The sequence below is a fragment of the Microbulbifer sp. NBRC 101763 genome, from assembly GCF_040371615.1.
Lineage (GTDB): Bacteria > Pseudomonadota > Gammaproteobacteria > Pseudomonadales > Cellvibrionaceae > Microbulbifer > Microbulbifer variabilis.
The window spans coordinates 245,498-259,629 of sequence record NZ_BAABQV010000006.1 but is presented as its reverse complement, the minus strand read 5'-3'; the positions used below and the strand labels follow the sequence as shown (position 1 = coordinate 259,629).

General features: G+C 53.5%; 11 protein-coding genes. 4 read left to right on the top strand and 7 right to left on the bottom strand.

The window, feature by feature from the left end; genetic code table 11:
- Positions 1 to 76: 76 nt before the first annotated feature.
- The 7 genes from ihfB to gyrA all read right to left on the bottom strand — a co-directional run bounded on the left by ihfB (position 77) and on the right by gyrA (position 10,323).
- Positions 77 to 385: an integration host factor subunit beta gene (gene ihfB, locus ABWV76_RS16400; protein ID WP_020413359.1), complete on the bottom strand. Its 309-nt coding sequence runs from the start codon at positions 383 to 385 to the stop codon at positions 77 to 79.
- 141 nt (positions 386 to 526) lie between these two features.
- Positions 527 to 2,206: a 30S ribosomal protein S1 gene (rpsA, locus tag ABWV76_RS16395; RefSeq protein ID WP_020413360.1), complete on the bottom strand. Its 1,680-nt coding sequence runs from the start codon at positions 2,204 to 2,206 to the stop codon at positions 527 to 529.
- A 168-nt stretch (positions 2,207 to 2,374) separates the two neighbouring features.
- Entirely contained in the window at positions 2,375 to 3,064 is a 690-nt protein-coding gene (cmk, locus tag ABWV76_RS16390; RefSeq protein ID WP_282952942.1) for a (d)CMP kinase, read from the bottom strand.
- Positions 3,065 to 3,126: 62 nt separating this feature from the next.
- Complete coding sequence (locus ABWV76_RS16385; protein ID WP_353376619.1) at positions 3,127 to 5,358, bottom strand: bifunctional prephenate dehydrogenase/3-phosphoshikimate 1-carboxyvinyltransferase; 2,232 nt, start codon at positions 5,356 to 5,358, stop codon at positions 3,127 to 3,129.
- Positions 5,358 to 6,461, bottom strand: coding sequence for a prephenate dehydratase (pheA, locus tag ABWV76_RS16380; RefSeq protein WP_353376618.1), 1,104 nt, complete (start codon positions 6,459 to 6,461; stop codon positions 5,358 to 5,360). Before pheA ends, ABWV76_RS16385 begins: the two co-directional genes overlap by 1 nt.
- Before the next feature lie 53 nt (positions 6,462 to 6,514).
- Entirely contained in the window at positions 6,515 to 7,594 is a 1,080-nt protein-coding gene (gene serC, locus ABWV76_RS16375; protein WP_353376617.1) for a 3-phosphoserine/phosphohydroxythreonine transaminase, read from the bottom strand.
- Positions 7,595 to 7,761: 167 nt separating this feature from the next.
- A complete protein-coding gene (gyrA, locus tag ABWV76_RS16370) occupies positions 7,762 to 10,323 on the bottom strand; it encodes a DNA gyrase subunit A (RefSeq protein ID WP_020413365.1) in 2,562 nt (853 codons plus the stop codon).
- A gap of 189 nt (positions 10,324 to 10,512) precedes the next feature.
- On the opposite strand from gyrA, the gene ABWV76_RS16365 reads away from it, so the two are divergent.
- From ABWV76_RS16365 to ABWV76_RS16350, 4 genes are all read left to right on the top strand, one after another.
- Positions 10,513 to 11,838, top strand: coding sequence for a TRZ/ATZ family hydrolase (locus ABWV76_RS16365; protein ID WP_282952939.1), 1,326 nt, complete (start codon positions 10,513 to 10,515; stop codon positions 11,836 to 11,838).
- A 73-nt stretch (positions 11,839 to 11,911) separates the two neighbouring features.
- Positions 11,912 to 12,613: a bifunctional 2-polyprenyl-6-hydroxyphenol methylase/3-demethylubiquinol 3-O-methyltransferase UbiG gene (gene ubiG / locus ABWV76_RS16360; RefSeq protein ID WP_020413367.1), complete on the top strand. Its 702-nt coding sequence runs from the start codon at positions 11,912 to 11,914 to the stop codon at positions 12,611 to 12,613.
- 12 nt (positions 12,614 to 12,625) lie between these two features.
- A complete protein-coding gene (locus ABWV76_RS16355; RefSeq protein ID WP_020413368.1) occupies positions 12,626 to 13,285 on the top strand; it encodes an HAD family hydrolase in 660 nt (219 codons plus the stop codon).
- A 60-nt stretch (positions 13,286 to 13,345) separates the two neighbouring features.
- The gene (locus tag ABWV76_RS16350; protein WP_282952938.1) at positions 13,346 to 14,104 is read left to right on the top strand and encodes a YciK family oxidoreductase; all 759 of its coding nucleotides are present in this window, start codon (positions 13,346 to 13,348) and stop codon (positions 14,102 to 14,104) included.
- Positions 14,105 to 14,132 lie beyond the last annotated feature (28 nt).

Here is a 14,132-nt window from a genome sequence, read left to right as displayed (position 1 = left end):
ATTAAAAGCCACAGAGACTATTCAGGAAAATCACATGATGCAGAGCGAATCACAATCAGCCGCTGCCGAGGTGTAATCATACCCCGATCCCTGCCTCATCGTGCATACTCCGATTGACTCTGTCGCGCAGTTCCTTACCAGGCTTGAAGTGAGGAACATATTTGCCCGCCAAGTCCACGGCATCCCCGGTTTTAGGGTTCCGCCCTGTACGTGGTGCCCGGTAATGTAATGAAAAACTACCAAAACCTCGTATTTCTATCCGCTCCCCCTGGGAGAGCGCGTCAGACATGGAGTCCAACATAACTTTGACTGCCAGCTCTACATCCTTTACCGGCAGCTGATCCAACCTCAACGCAATCCTTTCGATCAGTTCGGATTTGGTCATGTGCCCCGCAACCTTTCTAAGTCATTGATTATTTTGGAGTAGAGCAGCAATCATCTAATAGAAAGCCGGACTGGGCAACCCCAGTCCGGCTTTCGGGTCACTCCAAATGCTTCATCTGGAGCTCTAAACAATCAAAGATAATCAGTCTTTGTTGTTCATCTGCGCCTTGATCAGGTCACCGATAGTAGCGGGCTGAACCTGCTCAGACTGCTTCTTACTGTGATCCTTGATAGCTTGCTTCTCGTCATCCTGGTCTTTGGCTTTGATAGACAGGCTGATCACACGGTTCTTGCGATCCACACTGGTGATCTTAGCTTCTACCTCTTCACCTTCTTTCAGGACATTGCGAGCATCTTCAACCTTATCGCGGCTGATTTCAGAAGCGCGCAGAACGCCTTCTACTTCGTTCGCCAGGGTGATTACTGCCTGCTTAGCGTCAACTTCCTTAACAGTACCTACAACGATGCTGCCGCGGTCGCTGGTAGAAACGTAGTCGGAGAACGGATCGGACTCCAGCTGCTTGATACCCAGGGAGATGCGCTCGCGCTCGGAGTCGATACCCAGGATAACAGTCTCGATTTCGTCGCCTTTCTTGAACTTGCGTACGGCTTCTTCGCCAGCTTCGTTCCAGGAGATGTCGGACAGGTGCACCAGACCGTCGATGCTGCCGTCGAGACCGATAAAGATACCGAAATCAGTGATGGACTTGATCTTACCGGAGATCTTGTCACCCTTAGCGAATTTACGCGCAAAGGCATCCCACGGGTTTTCCTGGCACTGCTTGATACCCAGGGAGATACGACGACGCTCTTCGTCGATATCCAGGATCATCACCTCTACCTCGTCGCCCACCTGGACAACTTTGGACGGGTGGATGTTCTTGTTGGTCCAATCCATTTCGGAAACGTGTACCAGACCTTCCACACCTTCTTCCAGCTCGGCGAAGCAGCCGTAGTCGGTCAGGTTGGTTACAACCGCCTTCACGCGGCTGTTTTCTGGGTAACGCTGCTTGATGGATACCCAAGGATCTTCGCCCAACTGCTTCAGGCCCAGGGATACACGGCTGCGCTCACGATCGAACTTCAATACTTTTACTTCGATCTCGTCGCCAACGTTCACGATCTCGCTCGGATGCTTGATGCGCTTCCAAGCCATATCGGTGATGTGCAGCAGGCCATCGATACCGCCCAGGTCCACGAAAGCACCATAATCGGTCAGGTTCTTCACGATACCCTTGATGCTCATGCCTTCCTGCAGGCTTTCCAGCAGTGCTTCACGCTCTTCGGAAGTCGCAGCTTCCATTACCGCGCGACGGGAAACAACAACGTTGTTACGCTTGGAGTCCAGCTTGATAACTTTGAACTCGAGCTCTTTACCTTCCAGGTGCGCGGTGTCGCGAACCGGACGAACATCAACCAGAGAGCCGGGCAGGAATGCGCGGATATTGGCAACGTCAACAGTAAAGCCACCCTTAACCTTGCCACTGATAACACCTTTAACCACTTCGTCAGCTGCGTGGGCTGCGTCGAGGATTTTCCAGGCTTCAGCGCGCTTGGCTTTTTCACGGGACAGACGGGTTTCACCGAAACCGTCTTCCACAGCTTCCAGGGCAACCTGTACTTCGTCGCCCACCTGCAGCTCAACTTCGCCCTTGTCATTGGCGAACTGTGCGGCAGGGATAACACCTTCAGACTTCAGGCCCGCGTGAACGGTTACCCAGTCTTTGTCTACGTCAATTACAACACCGGTTACAATAGCGCCCGGTGCCATTTCAACGCTTTTCAGGCTCTCTTCAAATAGTTCAGCAAAGCTCTCGCTCATTACATTACCTATAGTGCTGGGCCCAGCCGTTGGTAACTGTTGAGTTTAGTCAACCGCCAGCCGTGACCCCAACCGCGTTGCCAGCACGCGGGTCGGATTACAACAACGGCCGGGCAATTCTGGCTGATCCCGGCCGTTATCGTTAGTAAACTATGTGCTGCTCAAACTTCAGGACGAAATTCGATCCTGTATCAAATCGAGCACCTTTTGGAGAACTTCATCGATACCCACCCCTGTGCTATCGAGCTCTACCGCATCCTCAGCGGGAGCCAGGGGAGAGGCTTTTCTATTCATATCCTGTGCATCGCGGGCACGGATGTCCTCCAGCAGGTCGCGGAGGCTAACAGAAACACCCCTCTCCCGCAACTGCGCCTCGCGACGCCTGGCGCGCTCCTCGGCGCTGGCTGTCAGGAATACTTTGACTGGCGCGTCAGGAAACACCGTAGTCCCCATATCCCTGCCATCTGCAACCAGGCCGGGAGACAGACGAAAATCTCGCTGCCGCTGCAATAAAGCGGCCCTCACTCCAGGAATTGCAGCCACAGATGATGCGGCCATACTAACCCGCTCCATCCGAATATCATCAGTGACCTCGCGCCCATCAAGAACCACCCGCAGCTTACCTTCACTCACAGCAAAGTGAACATCCAAGGCCTTTGCCACCTGAGTGAGCGCCTCCTCATCAGCCAGGTCTACCCCCTTATCAAGAGCAGCCAGGGCCGCAGCCCTATACAGGGCGCCAGAATCAAGCAAGGTAAAGCCCAGGCGGTCCGCCAGCAGCTTGGCTATAGTGCCCTTCCCCGAGCCACTAGGGCCATCAATTGTGACTACCGGCGGCAGCCTGTTCGAATCACTCATATCTTCTAATAAAACTCTACTTCTGAAATAACTGCGCGAACTGCGAGGTTTCCAAATTCCCCCTAAGCCAACTGAAGCTTTAAGCCAGCCTCCGTCGCCAGTTCGGCAAAATTTGGAAATGAGGTAGCCACGTTGGCGCAATGAAGGATGCGGATTGTATCTTTTGCGCGCAATGATGCCACTGCAAAGGCCATGGCAATACGGTGGTCCCCCAGGCTATCAACTGTCCCACCAGAGAATACGTTTTTCTCGCCAGTACCCTGAATCACAATACCATCTGGGGTTGCCCTGGCCGACACCCCCAGCGCCGCCAACCCATTCGCCATTGCCTGAATGCGGTCGCTCTCTTTAACACGCAATTCCTCTGCCCCGGTCAGCACAGTCTCTCCCTCTGCACACGCAGCGGCAATAAACAGGGCCGGAAACTCATCAATAGCCAGTGGCACCAGGCCTTCTGGAATGCGAATGCCTTGCAGTGGGGCATAGCGAATCCGTATGTCCGCTACTGGCTCTCCACCCACCTCTCGTGCATTTTCGAGCTCAATATCAGCCCCCATAGCCCGCAAAATACTTATTACGCCGTCTCGCGTCGGGTTGATCCCCACATGCTCCAGCACAATATCTGAACCAGGAGAGATAGCCGCTGCCACCATAAAGAAAGCAGCGGAAGAGATATCTGCTGGCACATCAATACGGCAGGCCGCCAAAGCCCCTCCGCCACAAACACTTGCCTTAGCGCCGTTTCGCTCTACTACATACCCAAAACCTTGCAACATACGCTCGGTATGATCTCGGGTAGGCGCCGGTTCCACAGTAGAGGTTTCGCCATCAGCGTAGAGCCCAGCGAGGAGCACAGCGGATTTCACCTGGGCACTAGCCATCGGCAACGGGTAGTTGACCCCTGCCAGCTGGCTACCGCCTTTGATCAAAAGCGGTGGGCGCCCTTCCGGCCCGGTTTCAATATTTGCACCCATCTCCCGCAACGGATTGGCCACCCTATTCATGGGGCGCTTGGAGAGAGACTCATCGCCTGTAAGGGTCACATCAAAGTCCTGCCCGGCAAGCAGTCCCGCCAGCAGCCGCATGGAGGTACCTGAATTACCCAAGTACAAGGGCCCCGGAGGTGCCTTCAATCCGCGCATACCCACGCCGTGGATAATTACCCGACCATCGTGCGGCCCCTCTATCACCACTCCCATATCACGAAAAGCCTGTAAAGTCGCCAGCGCGTCCTCCCCTTCAAGGAAACCCTCCACCTGCGTCACCCCTTCTGCCAGGGAGCCCAGCATAATGGAACGGTGTGACATCGACTTATCTCCAGGTACCCGGAACTTGCCTGTGACCTTGGCAGCAGGCTGTGCAATAAAAGTAATTTCCTGTGCTTGCATAGAATCTGAATACGCTTGTTTCGCCAACATTTTTGTAAAGTGATCCCGGGCCGCTTTGGCTCGGGTGAAGACACCCATCAGCGCCGCACTATCGCCGGAGGCAATGGCACTACGTAAAGATGAGAGATTGAGACTGTAGAGATCGATTGCTTTTAAAATGGCATCCCGGTTAGCCAGCATAATATCTCGCCACATGACCGGGTCACTGGAGGCAATTCGAGTGAAGTCGCGAAAACCACCGGCTGCATAGCGAAAAATATTTTCATTTTCTGCATCGTGCGCAAGAGTGTCCACGAGACTAAAAGCGATGACATGAGGAAGGTGGCTGGTCGCCGCCAATACCTCATCATGCTCCTCCACTGGCATTTTAAGCACTTCAGCACCAGCCGCCTGCCAAGCCAGCTCCACCAGCTGCAAATGACTCGTATCGGTTTCCGGCAGCGGAGTAAGAATAACCCGATGATCGCGATAAAGATCATCCCTGGCCGCTGTCACGCCACTTTTCTCTGACCCGGCAATAGGGTGGCCCGGAACCAGGAAATCGGGCATTCGCCCCCATACCTTTTTTGCCGCAACTACCACACTACCCTTAACGCTGGCAGCATCTGTAGCGGTTACCCCATTTGGCAAGGCCCCTTTAAGTTGAGCAAACACCGACTCCACCGCAAGCGTGGGTACCGCGACAAAAACCAGGTCGCCAGGCTCAAGCTCGGGTAGCACTTCCTCGAGACGGGTGCTGGCTCGGTCGACAATGCCCAGCCTTCTAGCCTGCTCACAGGTTTCAGCGTTAGGAGCAACACCAATAACCTCCCGGCAGGCACCTGCTGCCTTTAGCGCCAGAGCAAAACTTCCACCAATAAGGCCAATCCCAATAACCAGCAGCCGGCCAATTTGCTCTTGCTCCATCAGAGTACACCGCGCGGATAGGAGCCCAGCACCTTCAAGTCGGAGGCACAAGCCCCAACCTCTCTCAAGGCTGCAGAGATTCCATCTGCATCCCGGTGGCCTTTAAAATCAATAAAGAACACATAAGTCCAGTTACCTGATTGAGACGGGCGGGTTTCCACACGGGTCAAGTCGATACTGTAGCGACGGAACGGTTCCAGAAGATCATGCAATGCACCCGGCTCGTTGCGCATGGATACCATCAGGGAGGTCTTATCATCCCCGCTGACTGGAACCTGCTGCGTACCAATAATCAGAAAGCGGGTGGAGTTGTCCGGGCGGTCCTCAATCTTTTCCGAAAGAACCTTCAGGCCGTACAAATCAGCCGCCATGTCACCGGCAATCGCCGCAGTATTCCACTCCCCCTTAACTCGTTTGGCCGCATCAGCATTGCTGGACACAGCCACCCGCTCCACATTGGGGTAATGGGCATCAAGCCATTTGCGGCACTGCGCCAGACTTTGCGCATGGGAATAAATACGGGTGATTGACTCAGGCCGTGTTACATCCGAGATCATCAAGTGATGGTGAATCCGCAACTCCACCTCTCCGCAAATACTCAGATTGGAATTCATGAAGTTGTCCAGAGTGTGGTTGATCACACCCTCGGTAGAATTCTCAACGGGCACCACGCCATAGCTCACCGCCCCCGCTTCCACCTCTCGAAACACTTCATCGATAGCGGCGAGCGGGCGGCTTTTGGCCGAGTTGCCAAAATGCTTCAATGCGGCCTGCTGGGTAAAAGTACCCTCTGGCCCCAGATAAGCCACCTTGACCGGCTCTTCTAACGCGAGGCAGGCTGACATAATTTCACGGAACAATCGCGCCATTTCCTCATTGGTCAAGGGCCCTGGATTGCGCTCCATAGCCTTGCGCAACACCTGCGCCTCCCTCTCGGGCCGATAATACAGCGCGTCCTCACCAGTTGCCTTTTTCACCTCTGCAACCTCCAGCGCACAGCGCGCCCGCTCACTAATAAGCTGGGCGATCTCGGCATCAATGCCATCTATACGGTTGCGCAGCACTAATAAGCGCTGGTCGCCACTAGTAGTTTCCTCTGTCATTCGCCTATCTACTTTTCCGTGAATTCATCAGTATTATTTACCCTTTCCGACACTTAACCCCGGCGAACCTCAAAGTCCGCCATAAATGCCACCAAAGCCTCCACCGCTTCCAGAGGAACAGCGTTATATAGAGAAGCGCGCATGCCACCGACCGAGCGATGCCCCTTCAAACTTAACAGTCCAGCAGCTTGGGATTCCTCCAGGAATAATTTATCAAGACTGGCGTCTGCCAATACGAAAGGCACATTCATACGCGAACGACTACCCACCTCTACCGGACTGGAGAAAAAGTCGCTGCTATCCAAGAAGTTGTAGAGCATTTTGGATTTTGCATCGGCCTGCTTTGCCATCTCCTCAACACCACCCTGAGCCTTCAGCCATTGGAAAACCAGGCCTGACAGATACCAGGCAAAAGTAGGCGGCGTGTTATCCATAGAGCCCGCATCAGCAGCCACCTTCCAGCTCAAACTGCGGGGGATATTTTCCATTGAACGATCGAGCAAATCATCACGAATCACGGCTACGGCAATACCTGAAGGACCAATATTTTTCTGTGCGCCGGCATAAATTACGCCGAAGTTCTCCACCTCAATAGGTTGCGACAAAATAGTCGAGGACATATCAGCCACCAGCGGGCAATCCACCTCCGGCACATAATCAAACTCCACACCGCCAATCGTTTCATTCGGCGTGTAGTGTAGATATGCGGCCCCTTCCGTTTGCTGCCAACTGTCTGCAGCTGGCACATAGCTGAAATTTCGATCCTCACTGGAAGCCACTACATTGACCTCACCGTAGCGACGAGCCTCTTTAATCGCCTTGGCCGCCCAGTGACCTGAATGAATAAAATCGGCCTTGGTAGACCCAGCGCCGAGAAGATTCCAGGGCACGGCACTGAACTGCCCAGTTGCACCACCCTGAAGAAACAATACTTTGTAGTTGCTCGGCACACTGAGCAGATCGCGGAGGTCCTGTTCGGCCCGCTCAGCCACCTCAACAAACTCTGGAGAGCGGTGGCTGACCTCCATTACAGAGCAACCGAGCCCTTGCCAATCGAGCAACTCCCTTTGCGCCTGCTCCAGTACGGGCTGCGGCAAAGCGGCAGGGCCTGCACAGAAATTAAACTTCCTCATGAGCTGATTTCCACAATACAAAAAAGGTTTCAAATACAACTAGATGTGTCTACGCACAAATTGCCATTCAGGGGGATAGATATCGCGCCTTTAGCGTTTTTCGTGGGAGCCAAAGGCAAGAAAGGCCGCGATAAACGCAGCCTTTCTTAGTGGTCTGGAGCGGTGGGTCACTCTTCCCCACCGTTTTCTTCACCGTCATCTTCGGTCTCTTCAATGCGACCGAGACCAACCAGCTTCTCGCCAGTCTTCAGGCGAATCACTCGCACCCCCTGCGTGTTGCGCCCAAGTACAGACACTTCATCAACACGGGTACGCACCAGAGTGCCCTGGTCGGAGATCAACATCATCTCTTCACCCGGATGCACCTGACAGGCACCAACCAAGGCACCGTTGCGTTCACTTTCCGCGATCGCAATAACACCCTGGGTACCGCGCCCCTTGGTGGGGAATTCGCTAATAGCTGTGCGCTTACCGTAACCATTCTCAGTAGCCATCATCACAGAGCCACCCTCTTCAGGGATAACCATAGCGATAACCTGCTGACCTTCCTGCATACGAATACCGCGAACACCACGGGAAACACGACCCATAGAGCGCACATTGGACTCGGAGAAGCGCGCTGCTTTACCAGCGCTGGTGAACAGCGCTACATCGCGCTCACCATCGGTAATCGCAGTGGCTACCAGGCGATCGCCCTCTTCCAATTCAATTGCACGCAAACCAACACTGCGGGGGCGGGCAAACGCGGTGAGGGGGGTTTTCTTTACGGTGCCATTGGCGGTAGTGAAGAAAATAAAGTGATTTTCGTCGTACTCGGAGACCGGCATCATGCTGCTGATACGTTCACCCTCTTCCAAGGGCAGCATATTAACCATTGGGCGACCACGGGAGGCTCGGCCAGCGGTGGGCACTTCGTAGACTTTCAGCCAGTACACCTTGCCCTTATTGGAGAAGCACAGAAGGGTGTCATGGGAGTTGGCGATCAATAGATGCTCGACGAAGTCCTCGTCTTTTACCTGGGTCGCAGATTTACCCATACCACCACGGCGCTGGGCCTGGTAATCGGTCAGCGGCTGGCTCTTGGCGTAACCACCGTGGGAGATAGTTACTACCTTGTCTTCCGGGGTAATCAGATCTTCAACGGTCAGATCCTGGCGAGACGCAACGATATCGGTTCGACGCTCATCGTTAAAGTCCTTTGACAGCTGCTCTAACTCTTCGCGGATCACTTCCATCAGGCGCTCGAAGCTGCCGAGGATATGCAGATATTCTGCAATCTGCTCCAGTCGATCCTGGTATTCGGCCAGCAGCTTGTCGTGCTCCATGCCCGTCAGGCGGTGCAGGCGCAATTCGAGAATTGCCTGAGCCTGGGCCGGGGACAAGTAGTAAGCGTCGTCGCGCAGACCAAATTCTTGCGGCAGATCATCTGGACGGCAGGCATCAGCACCAGCCCGCTCCAGGAACTGCTGAACATTGCCCACAGGCCAGCCTTTAGCCAGCAACGCCTCGCGGGCATCTGCCGGCGTGGCGGAAGATTTGATCAGCTCGATTACCGGATCGATATTGGCGATGGCAATCGCCAGACCTTCCAGAATATGGCCGCGCTCGCGGGCTTTGCGCAACAGGTAGACCGTACGGCGGGTAACGACTTCCTGGCGGTGGCGAATAAAGTGCTCGAGCAGCTCTTTGAGGTTCAATACCTTGGGCTGGCCATCGACCAGGGCCACCATATTGATACCGAAGACGCTTTCCAGCTGGGTCTGGGAATAGAGGTTATTCAGAACCACATCACCCAGCTCTCCCCGCTTAAGCTCAATCACTACGCGCAAGCCGTCTTTGTCGGACTCGTCGCGCAGCTCAGAGATACCCTCGATCTTTTTCTCTTTCACCAGCTCAGCAATACGCTCGATCAAGCGCGCCTTATTCAGCTGGAAGGGGATCTCAGTAATGATGATGGTTTCGCGATTGGTCTTGTCATCGCGGATCACATCTGCTTTGGCACGCACATAAATGCGCCCACGGCCAGTGCGGTAGGCAAGGAGAATACCGGCGCGGCCATTGATGATGGCGCCCGTGGGGAAGTCCGGCCCGGGGATGTACTCCATCAGGTCGTCGACGGTCAACTCGGAATTGTCGATCAGAGCCAGGCATGCCTTGATCACCTCACCCAGGTTGTGGGGAGGAATATTGGTAGCCATTCCCACCGCAATACCGGAGGAGCCATTGACCAAAAGGTTCGGCACACGGGAAGGCAACACCTCCGGCATTTGCTCGGAACCATCGTAATTATCGACAAAGTTAACCGTTTCTTTATCGAGGTCGGACAGCAGCTCATGGGCCAACTTGTCCATACGGATCTCGGTGTATCGCATGGCAGCTGGGCTGTCACCATCGATAGAACCGAAGTTACCCTGGCCATCTACCAGGGTGTAACGCATAGAAAACGGCTGCGCCATACGCACAATAGTGTCGTAGACCGCAGTGTCTCCGTGCGGGTGATATTTACCGATTACATCACCAACGACACGCGCTGATTTTTTGTATGGTTTATTCCAGTCGTTTTTAAGCTCGCTCATCGCGTAGAGCACGCGGCGGTGTACCGGCTTGAGGCCATCGCGTACATCCGGCAGTGCGCGCCCGACAATCACGCTCATGGCATAGTCGAGATAAGACTGCTTGAGTTCTTCTTCGATATTAATCGGAGAGATTTCTTTGGCTAATTCGCCCATGGCTTACGGCGTTCCTTTTATAGCGCGGGCATGTGTACCGAGCCCGGATAAGCGGGCGATTCTAGCATAGTTTGACGCCGTTGGAGGGGGGCATCTGAATAGCCACTCACGCCATTTAGATCCCTGGTTGCCGTAACAGTCCCCCGCCGCTAAAGTTGAATCCACTTTAACCGCCGCCTCTTAGCACTTATGTCACAGCCCGTCGATACATTGATCCACGCACGCTGGATTATTCCAGTGATTCCCGAACAAAAAGTGTACGAAGATTGCTCTCTCGCTATTGAGCAGGGCCGAATTACGGCACTCTTGCCCTCCTCAGAAGCCAAGATCCGTTTTAAGGCAAGCCAGGAAGTAGATCTCAACCAGCACGCCTTGATTCCCGGCTTAATTAATACTCACAATCACGCCCCTATGACATTGCTGCGAGGCTATGCCGATGACCGCCCGTTAAAAGAGTGGTTGGAGCAACATATCTGGCCGACAGAACAACGCTGGGTGGGCCCAGAATTTGTCGCAGATGGCAGTCGTCATGCCATTGCCGAAATGCTGAGATCTGGCACCACTACATTTTCTGACCAGTATTTCTTTCCTGAGGCCGTAGCTTGTGCAGCACGGGAAAGTGGCATCCGGGCCCATATCGCCTTTCCTGTACTGGACGCACCCACTCCTTGGAGCCGGCATAGTGAGGAAGCACTACATAAGGGTCTAGCTCTTCGAGATGATTATCGCGCCCATGAGCGTATCGAAGTGGTCTTTGCACCGCACGCCCCCTATACAGTGGGGGATCAGACCCTGGAAAAAATCGCTGTATGCTCTGCGGAGGCCCAGGTTCCCATACAAATACACCTGCATGAGACTTTTCACGAGGTAGAAACCGCTTTAGAGAAAAGTGGAGAACGCCCAACTGAGCGCCTCTTGCGCCTGGGCCTGATGGGGCCGCAAACTCTATGTGTGCACATGGTCGCAACCAACGAAAGGGATATCGAGCTACTAAGTAAAAGCGGCGCCCATGTAGCGCATTGCCCCTCTTCAAATCTCAAACTAGCTTCCGGCTTCTGCCCTGCGACAGAGATTCTAGACGCCGGTATCAATGTATCGCTTGGCACTGATGGCGCAGCCAGCAATAACAGCCAGGACCTTTTTGCCGAAGCTAATACCGCCGCCCTTCTGGCAAAAGCAGTCAGCGGCCGAGCTACCGCTCTACCCGCACACCAAGCCTTGGCAATGGCCACTATCAACGGCGCACGCGCACTGGGAATTGATGAAATTACCGGAAGCCTTGAAGTTGGTAAAAGTGCAGACATTACTGCTATCAATTTGGGGGGAATTGAGCAACAGCCAGTGCACGACCCGATCTCCCAGCTGATTTATACCGGGGGCGGCCATAATGTAAGTGATGTCTGGGTAGCCGGCAGACAACTTTTAAAGCAACGCCAATTGCAAACCTTGAACGAAATAGAGGTAGTTCAGCGAGCACAACTGTGGCGTGATAGAATTGCCGGCCATTCGCGCTGAGCGCGAATTAACCCCCAGTGATCCTATTACCGGCGAGGGTCGGCCACTAGCGACGGAGTTTGCATAGAAGTTCATGAGTAATGTAGATCCTGCAGAAATTGCCAAATTCGAACAGCTCGCCAGCCGCTGGTGGGATAAAGAGGGCGAATTTAAGCCACTCCATGAAATCAATCCGCTGCGCGCCAACTATATCGATGGACTTGCATCAGTCGCGGATAAGAAGCTATTGGATGTCGGATGTGGCGGGGGCATTTTGACGGAAGCCATGGCCCAGAGAGGCGCTGACGTTACCGGCATCGACATGGGAGAGGCACCACTGAATGTGGCCAAACTGCATGCACTGGAAAGCGGCGTAAATGTAAATTACCGGCGGGTAGCTGTCGAAGACTTGGCTGAAGAAATACCGGCTAGTTTTGATGTCGTTACCTGCCTGGAAATGCTGGAACATGTGCCCGATCCGTCATCGGTGATCCGCGCCTGCGCGAAGCTTGTCAAACCCGGTGGCCACCTATTTTTTTCGACAATCAATCGCACTCCTAAGGGCTGGCTTTTCGCAGTAGTAGGGGCAGAATATATCCTACGCTTACTACCCAAAGGCACCCATGAATACGGCAAGTTTATCCGTCCCTCAGAAATGGGCGCCTGGCTGAGGGAAAGCGATTTGGAGTTAAAGGATATTACCGGTATGACATACAACCCGGTAACTCGCACTTATAAACTCAACTCTCGCGATGTCGACGTAAACTACCTTGTGCATGCCATTAAACCCGAGTAAGCGGACGATAAAATGAAAGCAGCTTTATTTGACCTGGATGGCACCCTTCTCGATACCGCGCCAGATTTTATTGTTGTACTTAATCAACTACGGCATCAGGAACAACTGCCTCCACTGCCAGATGAAATAATCCGCGGCACGGTTTCCAATGGTTCTCGCGCATTGGTAACACTGGGGTTTGGCAAGGAAGAGGGAGACCCAGAGTTCAGCAGTCTGCTACAGCGCCTTCTGGATCTATACCTTGCTCACTTGGCTGAGCAAACAGCGCCTTTCCCGGGTATTGAAAACTTGTTGGACACCCTCGTGGATAACAGTATCCCCTGGGGCATTGTGACCAATAAGCCCGAGGCATTTACGTTACCATTAATGCAGGCATTTGAGCACCTGCCACCAGCAGCAGCTGTGATTTGCCCAGACCACGTCAGCAAGACAAAACCAGACCCAGAGCCCATTTTCCTGGCATGCAATCAAATTGGCTGTGCCCCCTCGGAAGCCGTTTATATTGGTGATCACGAGCGGGATATTGTTGCGGGGCAGCGTGCTGGAATGCCAACAATCGCCTGTAGTTATGGTTACATTGATGCATCAGATAACCCAGCCAACTGGGGCGCAGATCACTTGGTCAGCTCTGTAGAGGAAATCTGGCCCCTGCTTAAACAACATTATATTTAACTTTCTAACCCGCGCAGTAACGCCCAGCTCTTGTGCTTGGCGATAGCATCAGGATTTTTCATGTCAGAATTTGCCGGCGACTATGTTGCGCCCACCAACCTGCTCAAAGATAAAATAATACTCATTACTGGTGCTGGTGACGGCATCGGAAAAACTGCCGCAAAAACTTTCGCCTCACACGGAGCCACTGTAGTTTTGCTGGGGCGAACCACAGCAAAACTGGAAATGGTATATGACGAGATTGAAGCAGCTGGCGGTCCTCAACCAGCAATATTTCCGCTCGACTTGAATGAGGCCCGGATCGAGAATTTCGAAAACCTTGCCGAAGCAATTGATCAAGAGTTTGGCCGACTGGACGGGCTGCTACACAATGCGAGTCTCCTCGGCCAACGAACACCACTAGCCAACTACAACTTCGCCACCTGGCAGCAGGTCATGCAAGTAAATATCAATGCAACATTTGGACTCACTAAAGCCCTGCTACCACTACTGGAAAAATCTAAAGCTGGGTCGATTGTATTCACCAGCTCAAGTGTTGGTTTAAAAGGGAGAGCCTACTGGGGCGCCTACTCAGTATCAAAATTTGCTACCGAAGGGCTAATGCAGGTTCTCGCCGATGAATTGGATGGCGTATCAAATATACGGGTAAATAGCCTAAATCCCGGCGCCACACGGACATCTATGCGCGCCACTGCATATCCAGCCGAAAACCCCCAGTCTGTGGTAGCTCCCGAAGAAATAATGCCCACTTATCTCTACTTGATGGGGGATGACAGCCTAGGCCAGAGTGGTAAGCACTTCAGTGCACAAAAACGATAATATTGCTAACTGGAAAAACCGGGCATAG

Excerpts from the sequence above, each read along its gene's own strand:
- rpsA (WP_020413360.1), bottom strand. The coding sequence starts at position 2,206 with ATGAGCGAGAGCTTTGCTGAACTATTTGAAGAGAGCCTGAAAAGCGTT.
- ABWV76_RS16350 (WP_282952938.1), top strand. The coding sequence starts at position 13,346 with ATGTCAGAATTTGCCGGCGACTATGTTGCGCCCACCAACCTGCTCAAA.
- ubiG (WP_020413367.1), top strand. The coding sequence starts at position 11,912 with ATGAGTAATGTAGATCCTGCAGAAATTGCCAAATTCGAACAGCTCGCC.
- ABWV76_RS16355 (WP_020413368.1), top strand. The coding sequence starts at position 12,626 with ATGAAAGCAGCTTTATTTGACCTGGATGGCACCCTTCTCGATACCGCG.
- serC (WP_353376617.1), bottom strand. The coding sequence starts at position 7,594 with ATGAGGAAGTTTAATTTCTGTGCAGGCCCTGCCGCTTTGCCGCAGCCC.
- ihfB (WP_020413359.1), bottom strand. The coding sequence starts at position 385 with ATGACCAAATCCGAACTGATCGAAAGGATTGCGTTGAGGTTGGATCAG.
- ABWV76_RS16365 (WP_282952939.1), top strand. The coding sequence starts at position 10,513 with ATGTCACAGCCCGTCGATACATTGATCCACGCACGCTGGATTATTCCA.
- gyrA (WP_020413365.1), bottom strand. The coding sequence starts at position 10,323 with ATGGGCGAATTAGCCAAAGAAATCTCTCCGATTAATATCGAAGAAGAA.
- ABWV76_RS16385 (WP_353376619.1), bottom strand. The coding sequence starts at position 5,358 with ATGGAGCAAGAGCAAATTGGCCGGCTGCTGGTTATTGGGATTGGCCTT.
- cmk (WP_282952942.1), bottom strand. The coding sequence starts at position 3,064 with ATGAGTGATTCGAACAGGCTGCCGCCGGTAGTCACAATTGATGGCCCT.
- pheA (WP_353376618.1), bottom strand. The coding sequence starts at position 6,461 with ATGACAGAGGAAACTACTAGTGGCGACCAGCGCTTATTAGTGCTGCGC.